Below are 15,798 nucleotides of genomic sequence, written 5' to 3'. Positions count from 1 at the left end.
GGTCGACCTTTGCCATATCATCAGACCAATAATGGTCTCGACATATGACCAATGGTAGCGCTACCGAGCTACCGGGACTGGGGAGGAATACAAGAATGAGCTCCGCAAAAGGAGCGTCCGCGACCCGTGGGCGCCACACTCTCGGCGACAATCTGAAGTTCGGCCTGCGCTGCGGGGCCTCGGCCCTGGCGATCAGCCTGGTGTTCGGCGCGACGGCCATGGCCCAGACGGCGGCCAAGAAAGACTCCACCGAGGACACGGTCGACGAGGTGATCGTCACCAGCATCAAGCAGAGCCTCAAGAGCAGCCAGCAGCTGAAGCAGTCGTCCGAGATCATCGGCGACTCGATCACCGCCGAGGACATCGGCGCCCTGCCGGACCGCTCGGTGACCGAGGCCCTGCAGCGCGTGCCCGGCGTGTCGATCAACCGCTTCGCCGCCGGCGTGGACCCCGACCACTTCTCGGTCGAAGGCTCGGGCGTCGTGGTCCGCGGCCTCAACTTCGTGCGCTCCGAGCTGAACGGCCGCGACACCTTCACCGCCAACAACGGCCGGATCCTCAGCTTCGCGGACGTGCCGTCCGAGCTGATGGGCGGCGTCGACGTGTTCAAGAGCCCCTCGGCCGACCTGATCGAGGGCGGCATTTCGGGCACGGTGAACCTGCGCACGCGCCTGCCGTTCGACAGCAACAAGCGCATCCTGTCGCTGTCGGCCGAGGCCAGCTACGGCGACATGGTCAAGAAGTGGAAGCCGACCTACTCGTTCCTCTATAGCGACCGCTTCGACACCAACATCGGCGAGATCGGCGTCCTCGCCAGCTTCGTGAACTCCGAGCTGGCCAGCCGCAGCGACGCCATCCAGGTGTCGAACTTCGGTTGCCGCACCAACCTGGGCGTCACCACCGGCGACTGCGGCAACGGAACCAAGGGGGTGTGGTTCCCGCGCGGCGCGGCGTTCCGCTCGACGACCAACGAGCGCGAGCGCCAGGGCCAGGCCGGCGCCATCCAGTGGCGGAGCAACGACGGCACGATGCAGGCCGCGTTCCAGTACCTGCGGTCGAAGTCGACGACCAAGTGGACCGAGCACGCCGTCGAGATCGCCACCGACAACGTGACCAGCAACGGCGACTCGCGCCCGGCCGCCGGCACCACCTTCACCTTCGACGAGGACGGCGTCTTCACGAACGGCATCATCACCGGCACCACCGGCTGGCGCGCCGATCAGAACGGCTCGGATCCGCGCACGCCGATCAACGGCCTGCAGTCGAACAACATCCGTCGCGACGAGCAGACGACCAACCTCACCACCGACTACGGCTTCAACTTCAAATGGACGCCGAACGAGCACTGGGGGATCCAGTTCGACGCCCAGCACGTGGATTCCAAGGTCGATGCGATCAGCATGGGCCTGTGGGGTTCGACGTTCCAGAACGCGGCGATCACCCTGAACGGCACGGACGCGCCGACCGTGACCTTCCTGCCGCCGGCCAACGGCACCTCGGTGGTCACCTGCACGACCTACAGCGCCAGCTGCCCGTCCTACGCCCAGGGCACGCACACCAGCCTGAGCGACCCGTACAACAGCTTCTGGCGCTCGGCGATGGACCACATCGAGCAGTCGGAAGGCACCGAGGACGCGGTCAAGATCGACGTCGAATACAAGTTCGACAACGACAGCTGGCTCGACTCGATCAAGGGCGGCGTCCGCTGGTCCGAGCGTGACCAGACCACCCGCTTCTCGGCCTACAACTGGGGCGTCATCAGCGAAATCTGGGGGAGCGGCGGCCCGGTGTGGATGACCGACGCCATCAACAGCAACCCGTCCACCGCCGGCGGTTCCGACAGCACCGCCCTGATCGAGAAGTACGTCTTCGACAACTTCATGCGCGGCAAGGTCGCCGTCCCGACCGGCTCCGACGGGCGGCTGTTTTATTCGCAGAACCTGATCGAGAACTACGCGGCGGTCTCGCAGTTCGCCCTGTCGGTGGGCGACGAGTGGCGCACGCGCCTGGTGAACGGCTGTCCGCAGAACTGGGTGCCGCTGGCGCAGCGCTGCAACGTCGTCTCCGGCACGCCCTTCCGTCCGCAGGAGATCAACCCGGTCAACGAACAGACCGAGTCCGCCTACCTGATGGCGCGCTTCAAGGGCGTGACCGGCGACTACAAGGTCAGCGGCAATGTCGGCCTGCGCTACACTAGGACCGAGCGCGTCGCCGACGGCTACCTGGCCTTCCCGCTGGTCTCCAGCCTGCCGACCGAACTGGACTGCGCGTCGGTTCCGGCCGGACAGACGCCTTCGCCGTTCTGCCAGCTGACGCCGGCGGTTCGCGCGGCTTCGCGCCTGTGGGCCAACGGCGCGCTCGTGCCCAGCCGGGTCAGGACCTCGTTCGACTACCTGTTGCCGAGCTTCAACCTGAAGGTCATGGCGCCGCACGGCCTGCAGTATCGCCTGGGTCTGTCGAAGACGATCACGCCGCCCGACATCGGCCTGACCCGCAACTTCTACAACCTGACCCTCAACACCAACGCCGACGGCATCACCAACGGCGTGCCCAGCGGCAACGTCCCCGTCGGCAATCCCTACCTGAAGCCCACCCAGTCCAAGAACATCGACGCCTCGGTGGAATGGTACTTCGCGCCGGTCGGTTCGCTGACCTTCGCGGCCTTCTGGAAGGAACTGACGGACGTCGCCTATAACAAGACCAGCCGTGTGCCGTTCACCAACAACGGCGCGACGTTCGACGTGGTTGTCACCCAGCCCGGCAACTCCGACGTCAAGGCCACGGTCAAGGGCTTCGAGATCGGCTACCAGCAGTTCTACGACTTCCTGCCCAAGCCGCTGGACGGGTTCGGCATCAACGCCAACTACAGCTACATCGAAAGCAGCGGGGTGCCGCAAAGCACGCTGTCGGCGACCGACCCCGACGTGGCCGCCGGCCGCATCACCACGGTCGACACCAGCAAGCTGCCGCTGCAGGGCCTCTCGAAGCACAACGTCAACTTCGCGGCGATCTACGAGAAGGGGCCGGTGTCGGCGCGCCTGGCCTACAACTGGCGCTCGGACTTCCTGCTCACCGTGCGCGACGTGATCGTGCCCTACGCCCCGATCATGAACGAGGCGACTGGGCAGCTGGACGGATCGTTCTTCTACACGATCAATCCGAAGATGAAGATCGGCGTCCAGGGCGTGAACCTGCTGAACGAGACCACCCGTACGACCCAGGTGCTCAACAGCAACCTGCTGAAGACGGGCCGCTCGTGGTTCGTCAACGACCGGCGCTACACCATCGTGTTCCGCGCCAGCTTCTAGATCTTCGACGGGGCGCGCGGCAGCTTACCGCCGCGCGTCCGCCTTCCTGCCGACTTTGTCCGCGCATCGTCTATGGCGGTGCGCGGTTTCTTTTGAGTGCGAGGCTTTCATGATCAACCGCCGCCGCGTGTTGTTGTCTGCCGGAGCCGCCGCCCTGGCGTCGCCGGCCCTGGCCGACGGGAAGGCGCTTAAGGACCTCGCCGCGGCTAAGGGCCTGATCTTCGGCAGCGCCGTCGGGGCGGGTCCGCCCGGATCGCTGACCGGCTCGTTCGAGGACGGCCGCTACCGCGCGCTGCTGGCGGCCGAGTGCGGGGCGCTGGTGCCCGAGAACGAGCTGAAGTGGTACGTCCTGCGGTCGGCCGAGCAGACCTTCGCCTTCGCGCGCGCAGACCGCATCGCCGCCTTCGCGGCCGAGCACGGCCAGGCCCTGCGCGGCCACACCCTGCTATGGCATCACCCGCAGTGGTTTCCCGGCTGGCTGAAGGGTTACGACTTCGGGGCCAAGCCCGCCGCCAAGGCGCAGGCGCTGATCACCGAACACATCGACCGGGTCTGCGCCCGCTATCCCCAGGTCTATTCCTGGGACGTGGTCAACGAGACCGTCGATCCCGCCGACGGCGCCCTGCGCCGCACGGTCTTCTCCGACGCCATGGGCGGGGTCGAGCCGGTGCTGGACCTGGCCTTCCACGCCGCCCGCAAGGCCGCGCCAAAGGCCCGGCTGGTCTACAACGACTACATGAGCTGGGAGGCCGGCAACGAGAAGCACCGTTACGGGGTGCTCAAGCTGCTGGAGGGCTTCCGCAAGCGCGACGTGCCGGTCGATGCCCTGGGAATCCAGAGCCACATCGGGGCCGAAAACGCCGACAGCTTCACAGGCTTTGGCCGGCCGCAGGAGAAGGACTGGCGGGCCTTCGTCGATGCGGTGACGGGCCTGGGCTACGAGCTGGCGCTGACCGAGTTCGACGTGCACGACAAGGGCTTGCCGGTCGACTTCGTCCAGCGTGACGCGGCCGTGGCCGCCTATGGCAAGGCGTATCTGGACCTGATGCTCGACTACCGCCAGACCCGGGAACTGCTGGCCTGGGGCCTGGTCGACAAATATTCCTGGCTGCAGAACCAGTGGCTGCGCCAGGACAAGGCCCCCAAGCGGCCGACGCTCTATGACGACGCCTATCGGCCCAAGCCGCTGCGCGAGGCGGTGGCGGCGGCTTTGGCCGCCGCGCCGTCGCGATAGGGGCGGCCCATGGGGGAGGGGCGGCGGCGGCATGCGGAAGCGCATACGTCTGGGCCGCCTAATTTCCTGATGTTCGCCGAGCGCGCGTTCAGGTGGGCGGCGTAAGGCGCGGGCCCCATTGCAGGTAGGCGGCGAAGGCCAGCGAGCCGATCACCACCCAGCCGACGAAGAGCGCGAACATCGGATGGCGTTGCCACCAATGCGCTCCGTTCAGCGCGCCGCCAGAAGACCTGGCCATGACGTTTCCTTCCCGACGAGCGAAGAACGGTCTAAGTAGAAAATAGCCGTTCTTCTTCTCAGACCAACGAGAGCCCTCGGTTTTTAGTGTGCTCTCGTTCGGTCGGATGTCTATTCTGACATTTCGTCGCACAAATAACACGAGTCGCCGAATATGCGCACCGCTCTCATCGCCCTGGGGTTGATTCTCGCCGCTGGTCCGGCCCTGGCCCAGACGCCGTCGCCGGCCCCGGACGTCACCGTCAACGCCGCCGGCGACAACCTGGCCAAGTCCACGGCCTGGCTGGCCGCCAACGCCAAGCAGCCGGGCGTGATCAGCCTGCCGTCGGGCCTGCAGTACAAGGTCACGACCTCGGGCGCGAAGACCGCGCCGTCGCCGAAGGAGGGCGACATCATCAAGGTCCACTACGAGGGCAAGCTGGTCGACGGCACGGTGTTCGACAGCTCGTTCGAGCGCGGCCATCCGATGATCGCGCCGCTGGGCGGCCTGGTGCCGGCCTGGATGGAGGCCATCCCGAAGATGAAGGTCGGCGACGAATGGACGCTGTTCGTGCCGCCGAGCCTCGGCTACGGCGACCGCGACGCCGGCCCGATCCCGGCCAACAGCGTGATGATCTTCCGCGTGAAGCTCATCGACATGATGACGGCGGACTAAAGAGAAACCTCCCCCTGTGGGGGAGGGGATCGCGTAGCGATCGGTGGGGGGCGTGACCGCAGGCCAGGCAAGCGCCGAGGCAGCTGAAAACGTCCCCCCACCGGCCTTCGGCCGCCTCCCCCAGAGGGGGAGGTTCCCTACTTCCTCGACTTCATCAGCGGCTGAATCTTCGTGCCGAAATCGTCCATGCCCTGGACGAAGTCGTCGAAGGTCAGCAGCACGCCGCCGGTGCCGGGCACTTCGGCGATCTCGTCCAGCATGCGGGCGATGCTTTCGTAGCTGCCCACCAGCGTGCCCATGTTGAGGTTCACCGCCGATTCCGGGGCGGCCAGCTGGGCGGTGTTGGTGGTCGAGCCCGCCGCCGCGTTGGGCGCGGCCTGGTTGGTCAGCCAGGCCAGGGCGTCCTGGTCGGCGCCGTCACGGTATTTCTGCCACTTGGCCAGCGCCTTCTCGTCGGTCTCGTCGGCGATGATCATGAACAGGATGAACGAGGCCACGTCGCGGCCGGTCTTGGCGGCGGCCGCTTCCAGCCGCTTGTTGACCGAGGCGAAGGCCGTGGGGGTGTTGGTGCCCTTGCCCAGGGCGAAGCTGTAGTCGGCGTATTGCGCGGTGAACGCCAGGCCCTCGTCGGACGAGCCGGCGCAGATCAGCTTGGTGTCCTGCGGGTGCGGGCTGACCCGGCAGTCGTCCATGGTGAAGTACTTGCCCTTGAAGTCCGAAACGCCGGTCTCCAGCAGGTCCTTCAGCACGGTCGCGTATTCGGCCAGGTAGTTGTAGCGGTCGGTGTAGTGACCCTCGCCGGGCCACAGGCCCATCTGGCTGTATTCGGCCTTCTGCCAGCCGGTGACCAGGTTGATGCCGAAGCGCCCCGGGGCAATCGAGTCGATGGTCGAGGCCATGCGCGCCACGATCGCCGGCGGGATGGTCAGGGTGGCGACGGTGGCGAAGATCTTGATCTTCTGGGTCACGGCCGCCAGGCCCGCCATCAGGGTGAAGCTCTCGAGATTGTGCTCCCAGAACTGCGTCTTGCCGCCGAAGCCGCGCAGCTTGATCATCGAGAGCGCGAAGTCGAGGCCGTATGCCTCGGCCTTCTGGACGATGGTCTTGTTGAGCTCGAAGCTCGGCATGTACTGCGGCGAGGTCTCGGAGATGAGCCAGCCGTTGTTGCCGATGGGGATGAAGACGCCGACCTGCATGGGATTACTGCCCCCTTCTGTGATGTGAGTGGCGCGACGAGAAAGATGCTCCCCCTGTGGGGGAGCTGTCGCGAAGCGACTGAGGGGGATTAGCGCCGGCGCTGGCCCCCTCCGGCCCTCTGGGCCACCTCCCCCAGAGGGGGAGGATTTGAGCGGAGGGCCTCGTCACGCCCCCTCCAGGAACCGCACCAGCGAGGCGTTGAACCCCTCCGCGTCGGTCACGCTCGAGGCGTGGCCGCCCCAGGGCAGCACGTCGAGCGTCGCGTTGGGCAGGCGCTCGGCGAGGCGGTGGGCGCAGGTGACGGGCACCAGCATGTCGTCGGCCGTGGCGCTGACCAGCACCGGATGAGTGATGCGCGGCAGGTCGGCGTCGACGTCGAAGGCCAGCAGGGCGCCGATGCGGGCCAGCATCACCGCCTTGGGCGGAAAGCCGGCCACGTGGTGCGGTTCCTCGGCGGCCAGACGCTCGCTGTTTTCCGAGATCCAGGTCGCCGGATAGAGGAACAGGGCCTGGGCGTGCACATAGGCCGCTGGCCCGGTGTCGTTCAGTAGGTGCAGGCGGGTGTCGAAGCAGCGCTTGATGTGCGGATCGGGCCGCGACCAGCCGTTGACGACCACCAGCTTGCCCAGCCGGTCGGGGTGAGAAAGGGCCAGCGCCAGGCCGGCGTTGCCGCCGGCCGCGTGGCCCACGACGTGGGCCTTGGCGATCCCCAGGGCGTCCAGGACCTTTACGATGTCGTCGGCCATGTCGGCGACGGCGTAGGGCTTGTCGGTCGGCAGTTCGCGGACGCTGCGGCCCGTGCCGCGGTGGTCGTACAGCACGACCGGCCAGCGCGCCGTCAGGGCCGCCATCTGCGGCCCCCAGAAGCTGCCCGAACCGCCCAGGCCCGACGACAGCAGCACGACCTCGCGGCCGGCCACCGGCCCGCCGTGGAGTTCGTAGTGGAGGCCGTCGACGGTCCCAGTGTGCACGGCGTGCGTCACTTCTTGCCGATGTGGGCGACGGTGGCGATCTCGACCAGGAAATCGGGGCGCACCAGGCCGCACTGGATGCAGTAGCGGGCCGGCTTGTCGCCCGGGAAGTACTCGGCATAGACCTTGTTGATGGTCTGGTAGTTGGCCCAGTCGGTCAGGAAGATGTGGTTCATGGTCACGTCCTCCATCGTGCCGCCGGCCGTCTCGATCACCGACTTGATGGTCTCCAGCACCTGGCGCGTCTGACCCTCGGCGTCGCCGACATGGGCGACGTTGTTGTCCTTGTCGAAGGCCAGGGTGCCCGAGACGTAGACGATCCCGTCGGCCAGCGTGCCCGGCGAGAACGGCGCGATCGGCGTGCCCGTGCCGGGCGGGGTGATGACGGTCTTGGGCATCGGGTCCTGTCCTTCTAATAATTAAGTTCTTCATTCCGTCCGAAGACGGAAAACCTTGCTGGCCAAGCGCTCGACGCGCCTATTTCGGCGCGATCTGGCCGAACGCGCCCTTGAAGTCGGCCACGGTCGAGACCCAGCCAAAGAAGGTCTCGATGTTGTAGAGCGTGGCCTTCTGAACGAAGTCGGGACCGGCCTGGTGGGTGGCGTCCTCCAGCACCGTGCCGAAATATTCGAGGAAGAAGCCGTCGCGCAGGGTCGACTCCACGCAGACGTTGGTGGCGATGCCGACGAAGACCAGATTCTTGATGTTCCGCGACCGCAGCACGCTGTCGAGCTGGCTGTTGAAGAAGCCGGAATAGCGGGTCTTGTGCAGCTGGATGTCGCCCGGCTGGGGTGCGAGCTCGTCGACCAGCTCGTAGTCCCACTGGCCGCGGGCCAAAAGCTTGCCCTGCAGCTCGGGCTTGGCGCGCATGGTCTTCAGGGCGTTGGACTTCCACCAGTTGGGCGAGCCAGGGCCGCCGGCCTCGACATACTGGTCGTCCCAGCCGTTCTGGAAATAGATCACCTGCATGCCGGCCGCGCGGGCCGTCTCGAGCACGCCCTTGATCTGCTGGATGCAGGCGGCCGCGCCGCTGATGTCGAAGCCGGCCAGATCCAGATAGCCGCCGGGCGAGGCGTAGGCGTTCTGCATGTCGATGACGATGACGGCCGTGCGCTCGGGCGCCAGCGGGATCGGCTCGGGCCGGGCCGGCAGCATCACGGAGTCATCTGTGGCGATCATGAACGCTCTTCCCTCAGGTGCGGCTCTGCGGCGTGCATCCTGAGCGTCATGGAAGATCAATCTACGCGGCGACGCAATACGATCGATCCGACGGCGCCCCAGGATGGGTGCAGAGCGGATCGACCATCACCATGAGCGGAAGAACGGCGGTCAAGCGCCGGGCCGGCGCTTCGCGCCCGCGCCCGCGGCTGCCTGTTCAGGCGTCGGACAGCGAGGGCTCGTCGCCCAAAGCTTGGGCGCCGGACGGGTCGGGCAGGCGCACCGACAGGGCGCAGACCAGGCCCGTGGGCAGGTATTCGAACACGGCCTCGCCCTTCAGTTCGTTGCGCAGGCTGGCGGCGATCAGGCGCGAGCCGAAGCCCTTGCGCTGGGGTGGGCCGTCCAGCTTGGGTCCGCCGCTCTCGACCCAGCGCAGGGCCAGGCGCTGCGGATCGAGCGGATCGCGACGCCAGGTCACCTCCACCCGGCCGTTGGGGGTGGAGAGGCCGCCGTACTTGCTGGCGTTGGTGGCCAGCTCGTGGAAGACCATCGACAGGGCCAGGGCGGCGCTGGGCGGCAGGGCGGCCGGCGGCCCCTCGCAGCGGGCGCGGTCGCCATAGGGCTCCAGCGTCTGGCGCACGACGTCGGTCAGGTCGGCGCTCTCCCAGACGGTGCGGGTCAGGAGATCGTGGGCGCGGGCCAGGGCGTAGAGCCGCTCGTTGAAGGCGTTGAAGCCCGGGGCGGCCTCGCCGCGGCCCAGGCTCTGCAAGGCCAGGGACTGCACCGTCGCCAGGGTGTTCTTCACCCGGTGGTTCAGCTCGTTGATCATCAGCTGTTGGCGGGCGGCGGCGCGTTTTTCGCCGGCCTCGCGGGCCCGCAGCTGGCTGGAGGCCGCGTGCAGGGCCTCGCGCACCTCGCCGATCTCGCGCAGGCCGCCGCTGGTCTGGGCCGGCATCTCGCCGCCGGCCGCCATGATCCGGGCGTCGGTCACCAGGGCCCGCACCTCGCCCGAGATGCCGCGCGAGAACAGCAGGGCCGCCGTGGCCCCGATGGCCAGCAGGACGAGGCCGGCGGTGACCAGCAGGGCCAGGGACGACAGGTTGGCGCGATCCAGCTCGGCGCGCGGCACGCCGACGATGAAGGTCCAGCCATAGGCGGCCGAGCGGCTGAAGGCCGACAGGGTGGGGGTGCCGTCGAGGGTGTAGGTCTCGAGCACGCCGTCGTTGTCGCGCGCCATGGCGTCCAGCATCGGCCGGCTGGCCGAGCGGCCCAGCATCTTCTCCTGGTCGCGCGAACGGGCCACCAGCTTGGCGTTGCGGTCGACGATGCTGGCCGTCCAGCTGTGCGGCACGCCCTGGGCGGCGAACAGCGGGGCGAAGGCCGCGGGGGTCTGGATATAGGCCAGGTCGTAGAGCTCGCCGGCGACGATCACCGGCATGTCGATGGCCACGATCGGCTGCTTGACCACCTTGCCGAAGGTCAGGTTCGAGACGGTGGTGCGGCCCGAGCGCACGGCCGCCCAGCGTTCGGGCGGCAGGCCGGCGCTGCGGGGCGGGGCCTGGCCGGGCGGCAGGCGGGTGTTGACCACCTGGCCGTGGGGCGAGATCAGCACGATCCAGGCCGCGTCGGCGCCGATGGCGGCGCGGGCCTGGCGCTCGAAGCTTTCCAGGTCGCCAGAGGCGAGAGCGGGCGAGACCGACAAGGCCTGCAGCGTACTCTGGCCCTGGGCCAGCTGGCGATCCACGGCCAGGCCCAGCGCCCGGGTGGTGGCCACCAGCTGCTGCTCGTAGCGGCCCCGGCTCTGGCCGTATTCGGCGCGGGCCAGCAGGGCCATGAAGACGATGGCGGGCGCGACCAGGCACAGCGCCATGATCAGCAGGCGCCGCCTTACGGTGGGCGGCCCGGCTGCGGCGGTTGCGGCGTCGACCTGGGTCATGTCTCTGGCCAAACGCGAGCGGCTCCAACTTGAAGTGGCAAGAGAAAAGGGTGCGCTGACCCGCTGGTCAAGCTCCCCGCGACATCCCGTCGCGGGGGCTGATTAGCTCGCTGACTGCGGCGCCGTCGAGGCGCGCAGGGCCAGTTCGAACGGCAGCAGGCGATCGCCGCGCGGCGGCTTGCCGTCCTTGGCTGCGCTGGCGACGAGGATGTCCACGGCCTCGGCCGCCATCTCGGCCACCGGCTGGCGCACCGTGGTCAAGGGCGGCAGCGACAGGCGCACGCTGGGGGTGTCGTCGAAGGTGGCCAGCGACAGCTCGCCGGGGATGGCGACCGACAGCCGCCGGGCGACGTGCAGCACCGCCAGGGCGGTCTCGTCGTTGCCGGCCAGTATGGCGGTGGGGCGGTCGGGGCGGCTCAACAGGGCCTCGGCGGCGGCCACCCCGCCCTCGAAGGTGAAGTCGCCCGGAACCAGCAGCGTCTCGTCGACGGGCAGGCCGGCCTTGGCGAGGGCGTCACGATAGCCGTCCTCGCGGGCGCGGCTGGCCAGGAAGCGCGGGCTGCCGGTGACGAAGCCGACGCGGCGGTGGCCGAGCGTGAGCAAGTGCTCCGTCAGTTGGCGGGCGGCGGCGGCGTCGTCCATTCGCACCCGCGCGCCGGGGCCGGCCTGGGCCGAGCCCAGGCGCACGAACGGAATCTGGGCCTTCTTCAGGGCGGCCAGCACCGTCGGGTCCTCGCAGTTGGGCGGCGTCAGGATCACCCCGTCGGGCCGCAGGGTGGACAGCACGTGTTGCACGCGCCGGGCCAGCTGGTCGGACTCCAGGTCGATCAGCTCGCACAGCAGGTGGTAGCCGTGGACGTCGCAGCGGAGCATGGCCCCGTACTGCATGCGGTCGATCCAGTTGTTGCCGCGGTCGCTGCGCCAGTTCTCCAGGGTCAGGGTGCGGTCGTTGAAGGCGACGATCAGGAACGAGCGGCCGCCGCCCATCCGCCGGGCGGCGATGTTGGGGCTGTAGCCCAGCTGCTCGATGGCCGCCTCGACGCGGGCGCGCAGGTCCGGGGTGACCGTCGGCTCGTTGTTGACCACGCGCGAGACGGTCTTGACCGAGACCCGGGCCTTTTCGGCCACATGGACGATGGTGACGTTGCGCATCGGGCCCCCGGCGCCGGTTGTCGGCGCGCTGACCTAGCGATAGCCCGGGCCCGGCGGCCGAGTCGAGCCGGTTCGCGGTCTTCGGCCTTCAATAGAGTACGCGAAAGTCTCAGTAAGACATCATTGTCAGAAAAATTCTCTGCTGCATCTTCGCCTTTTCCGCAAAAGATATTGGCCAATTTGTCCTCAAGTGGACAAATTAAATCGTGTTGACATCAAGTAAGACAACGTTGTCTCGTATCGATGTGAGGCGGTCGCGAGCAGACGACCCCGCGACGGGAGGCCAAGGCCATGCGCGATCGCGCGTGCGGACTTCCGCGCGCGGCGTCCGCCCTCGACGTCTCATCCCATGACGCTGCTCCCGCGGCGTGCTTTGGGCGCGGCGGCTCCTTCCCCTTTGCCGCCGCGCCTCTTTTTCGATCGAGGTCGCCGTGACGCCGTTCCGTGTTTCCGCCCTGGCCCTGCTGGCCGCCACCAGCCTGACCGGTCTCGCCGGCGCGCAGACGCTCGCGCCGGCGGGCAAGGCCGCGGCCCATGTCGCCGCCTGGCCGGCGGCCAGGAGCCCGGCCGCCCTGACCGACGCGGCGACGGAAGCGAAGATCACGGCGCTGATGGCCAGGATGTCGGTGCGCGAGAAGGTCGGCCAGACGATCCAGGCCGACATCGGCTCGATCCGTCCCGAACAGCTGCGCGACTATCCGCTGGGCTCGATCCTGGCCGGCGGCAGTTCGGGCCCGAACGGTAACGACAAGGCGATGGCCAAGGAATGGGCCGATTTCATCGACCTGTTCCGGACGGTGTCGCTCGAACAGCGCGACGGCCACGTGGCCATCCCGATCATGTTCGGCATCGACGCCGTGCACGGCCACAACAACCTGGTCGGCGCGACCCTCTTTCCGCACAACATCGGCCTGGGCGCGACCCGCGATCCCGACCTGATCGAGCGCATCGGCAAGGCGACTGCGGAAGAGGTGGCGGTCAGCGGCGGCGACTGGACCTTCGGTCCGACGGTGGCCGTGCCGCGCGACGACCGCTGGGGCCGCACCTACGAGGGCTATGGCGAGGATCCGGAGATCGTCAAAAGCTACGCCGGCCGCATGACGCTGGGCCTGCAGGGCAAGCTCGTCGCCGGCAAGGCGCTGGAGGCCGGCCACATCGCCGGCAGCGCCAAGCACTTCCTGGCGGATGGCGGCACCACGGGCGGCAAGGACCAGGGCGACGCGGCGGTGTCGGAAGCCGACCTTGTCCGCCTGCACGCCCAGGGCTACCCGCCCAGCATCGACGCCGGCATCCTGACGGTGATGGCTTCGTTCTCCAGCTGGAACGGCGTCAAGCACACCGGCAACAAGACCCTGCTGACCGACGTGCTGAAGGACCGCCTGGGCTTCACCGGCTTCGTGGTCGGCGACTGGAACGCCCATGGCCAGGTCGACGGCTGTTCCAACGTCTCGTGCCCGCAGGCTTTGAACGCGGGTCTGGACATGTACATGGCCCCCGACAGCTGGCAGGGCCTGTTCGACAATACCTTGAAGCAGGTCGAGGCCGGCGAGATCCCGGTGGCGCGGCTGGACGACGCCGTGCGGCGGATCCTGCGGGTGAAGGTCAAGGCGGGGCTGTTCGACCGCGTCGCCCCGCCCGTGCAGGGCCGCTTCGAGCGCGTCGGCGCGCCCGACCATCGCGCCCTGGCCCGCGAGGCGGTCGCCAAGTCGCTGGTGCTGCTGAAGAACGACGGCGTGCTGCCGATCAAGGCGGGCGCGAAGGTGCTGGTGGCCGGCGACGCCGACGACATCGGCAAGGCGGCCGGCGGCTGGACCCTGTCGTGGCAGGGCACGGGCAACACCAACGCCGACTTCCCCAATGCCCAGTCGATCTGGAGCGGCCTGAAGGAAGCGGTCGAGGCCTCGGGCGGCAAGGCCACCCTGTCGAAGGACGGCTCCTTCGCCGACAAGCCGGACGTGGCCGTGGTGGTGTTCGGCGAGACGCCCTACGCCGAGTTCCAGGGCGACCTGCAGCACCTGGAATACCAGCCCGGCGACAAGACCGACCTCGCCCTGCTGAAGAAGCTGAAGGCTCAGGGCGTGCCGGTGGTGGCGGTGTTCCTCAGCGGCCGGCCGCTGTGGGCGAACCCCGAGATCAACGCCTCGGACGCCTTCGTCGCGGCGTGGCTGCCGGGCTCGGAAGGCGGCGGGATCGCCGACGTGCTGGTGGCCGGCAAGGACGGCAAGTCCAGGCGCGACTTCACCGGCAAGCTGTCGTTCAGCTGGCCCAAGCGCGCCGACCAGGGGCCGCTGAACCATGGCGACGCCGGCTACGACCCGCAATTCGCCTATGGCTACGGCCTGTCCTACGCCAAGCCCGGCAAGGTGGCGCAGCTATCCGAGGTGTCGGGCGTCAGCGGCGCCAGCGCCAATGTCGACAAGTACTTCGTCGCGGGTCGCTCGCCGGCCCCATGGCTGCTGTCGACCGCCGGCGGGGTGACCCTGACCGCCATCGACGCCGCCGCCCAGGAGGACGCCCGCCTGGCCGCCTGGACCGGTCCCGGCGCCCTGCTGGTCAACGGCCCGCCGGCCGACCTCACCCGCCAGACCACCGGCGACCTGTCGATCGCCCTGACCTACCGCGTCGACGCCAAGGCTGCGGGACCGGTGGGCTTCTCGGTGTCGTGCGGCGAGGGCTGCGCCGGCGGGGTGGATGTAACGAAGATCTTCGCCGAGGCCCCGGTGGGCGAGTGGCGCAAGACCCAGATCAAGCTCTCGTGCCTGAAGGCGGCGGGGGCGGACATGAGCCGCATCTCCTCGCCCGTGGTGCTGTCGGCGCAGGCCGGCTTCAAGCTGGCCTTCCGCGAGATCCGCCTGGAGCCGACGGATGCGCACGTGGCATGCCCGGGGGAGCTGAGGGGGGCGACCTGATCCTTATCCTCCCGTCATTCCCGCCCTTGTGGCGGGAACCCCTGGTTCCGCTCGCAAGTGAGGCGCAAGCGACGTGCTGAGCACGTCGCCCCAACTGCCCTTGCGGCTGACAGAGGGTTTCCCGCCACAAGGGCGGGAATGACGGGAGAAAGGGGGAGGGCGGTGAAGCTGCTCAGCCGCCCCGACCGCCCAGCCGCTCCAGCAGCGCGTCCCGATAGGTCCGGCTGGTCACCACCTCGCCGCCGCTGGCCAGGGTCAGCCGCCAGGAGCCGTCCGACAGCGGCTGGGCTTCGCGCACGTGGGCGAGGTTGACCAGGCTCGAGCGGTGGGCGCGCGCGAAGAGCCTTGGGTCCAGCCGCGTCTCCAGTCCCTGCAGCGTGGCGCGCAGCAGGCCCTCGCGGCCGGCCCCCTCGCGATCGGCCCAGTGGACGACGACATAGTTGTCGGCCGCGCCGAACCACTCGACGGCCGAGATATCGACCGGGATGCGCCGGGCGCCCGACATCACCATCAGCCGTTCGGTCTCGGGCGCGGGGGAGACGGCGCGAGCTTCGGCCAGGGCGCTCTCCAGCAGGGCGTTGCGGGCCCGGGCCTCAGCGGCGCGGCGGTGGTGGACGGCCGCCAGCCCGACCGCGACGATGGCCGAATAGAGCAGCAGGCAGACCGGCGTGCGCCCCAGCATCCGCGCCCCGAAATCGCCCGCGCCCAGGAAGCCGGCGTCGATCAGGCTGGAGATCGCCGCCTGCGCCGGAACCACGACGATTCCCGCGACGAAGCTCGCCGCCAGGCCTCGCGCCCCGGCCCCGAACCGGCGCAGCAGCCACCAGACGATCGCCGCGGCCGGCAACCAGGCGGCGTAGATCGAGCCCTGCCAGACCAGCGACGGCGCGACGCCCAGCGCCTCGCCGCGATCGGCGGCGAACCGGCGGGCGAACCAGGCGGCGCTGACCGTGGTCATGGTCCAGCTGTAGGCGACGAAGGCCCAGACCCAGGCGCTGGTCGGGGCGGCCTTAAGGCGGGCGACCATCAAGCGGGCGCCCA

12 protein-coding genes are annotated in these 15,798 nt (G+C 68.8%); 4 read left to right on the top strand and 8 right to left on the bottom strand.

The genetic code is table 11. The annotated features are described in order from the left end of the window. Positions 1 to 95 precede the first annotated feature (95 nt). On the top strand, positions 96 to 3,308 hold the full coding sequence (locus tag AC07NG_RS21065) for a TonB-dependent receptor (RefSeq protein ID WP_494596142.1): 3,213 nt from the start codon (positions 96 to 98) through the stop codon (positions 3,306 to 3,308). A 109-nt stretch (positions 3,309 to 3,417) separates the two neighbouring features. Beyond that, positions 3,418 to 4,542, top strand: a complete 1,125-nt coding sequence (locus AC07NG_RS21060; protein WP_494596140.1) for an endo-1,4-beta-xylanase — start codon at positions 3,418 to 3,420, stop codon at positions 4,540 to 4,542. An 88-nt stretch (positions 4,543 to 4,630) separates the two neighbouring features. On the opposite strand, the gene AC07NG_RS21055 is transcribed toward AC07NG_RS21060, so the two are convergent. Next, complete coding sequence (locus tag AC07NG_RS21055) at positions 4,631 to 4,780, bottom strand: hypothetical protein (protein WP_494596139.1); 150 nt, start codon at positions 4,778 to 4,780, stop codon at positions 4,631 to 4,633. A 153-nt stretch (positions 4,781 to 4,933) separates the two neighbouring features. Between AC07NG_RS21055 and AC07NG_RS21050 the strand changes: the two genes are divergently transcribed. Further along, positions 4,934 to 5,434, top strand: a complete 501-nt coding sequence (locus tag AC07NG_RS21050) for an FKBP-type peptidyl-prolyl cis-trans isomerase (protein ID WP_487292206.1) — start codon at positions 4,934 to 4,936, stop codon at positions 5,432 to 5,434. Between the two features lie 137 nt (positions 5,435 to 5,571). On the opposite strand, the gene rutA is transcribed toward AC07NG_RS21050, so the two are convergent. From rutA to AC07NG_RS21020, 6 genes are all read right to left on the bottom strand, one after another. Then, a complete protein-coding gene (gene rutA / locus AC07NG_RS21045) occupies positions 5,572 to 6,630 on the bottom strand; it encodes a pyrimidine utilization protein A (protein WP_110118773.1) in 1,059 nt (352 codons plus the stop codon). Positions 6,631 to 6,795: 165 nt separating this feature from the next. Next, entirely contained in the window at positions 6,796 to 7,602 is an 807-nt protein-coding gene (gene rutD, locus AC07NG_RS21040) for a pyrimidine utilization protein D (protein ID WP_494596137.1), read from the bottom strand. Positions 7,603 to 7,610: 8 nt separating this feature from the next. Then, positions 7,611 to 8,000 (bottom strand): pyrimidine utilization protein C, encoded by a 390-nt coding sequence (gene rutC / locus AC07NG_RS21035; protein ID WP_110119273.1) that lies wholly within the window; start codon positions 7,998 to 8,000, stop codon positions 7,611 to 7,613. Between the two features lie 79 nt (positions 8,001 to 8,079). Then, positions 8,080 to 8,781: a pyrimidine utilization protein B gene (rutB, locus tag AC07NG_RS21030; protein WP_492857338.1), complete on the bottom strand. Its 702-nt coding sequence runs from the start codon at positions 8,779 to 8,781 to the stop codon at positions 8,080 to 8,082. Between the two features lie 196 nt (positions 8,782 to 8,977). Next, positions 8,978 to 10,696, bottom strand: a complete 1,719-nt coding sequence (locus AC07NG_RS21025; RefSeq protein ID WP_494596135.1) for a sensor histidine kinase — start codon at positions 10,694 to 10,696, stop codon at positions 8,978 to 8,980. A 102-nt stretch (positions 10,697 to 10,798) separates the two neighbouring features. Further along, a complete protein-coding gene (locus AC07NG_RS21020) occupies positions 10,799 to 11,848 on the bottom strand; it encodes a LacI family DNA-binding transcriptional regulator (protein ID WP_494596133.1) in 1,050 nt (349 codons plus the stop codon). 431 nt (positions 11,849 to 12,279) lie between these two features. Here AC07NG_RS21020 and AC07NG_RS21015 point away from each other — a divergent pair, with 431 nt between their 5' ends. Then, a complete protein-coding gene (locus AC07NG_RS21015) occupies positions 12,280 to 14,757 on the top strand; it encodes a glycoside hydrolase family 3 protein (protein WP_494596132.1) in 2,478 nt (825 codons plus the stop codon). A gap of 172 nt (positions 14,758 to 14,929) precedes the next feature. On the opposite strand, the gene AC07NG_RS21010 is transcribed toward AC07NG_RS21015, so the two are convergent. Beyond that, positions 14,930 to 15,784: a LytTR family DNA-binding domain-containing protein gene (locus AC07NG_RS21010; RefSeq protein ID WP_494596131.1), complete on the bottom strand. Its 855-nt coding sequence runs from the start codon at positions 15,782 to 15,784 to the stop codon at positions 14,930 to 14,932. Between the last annotated feature and the right edge of the window lie 14 nt (positions 15,785 to 15,798).

This window comes from Caulobacter sp. GW821-FHT10C03, from assembly GCF_059415485.1.
Note: the sequence above shows the minus strand (reverse complement) of the source record. Positions and strands in the feature narration are given on the sequence as shown.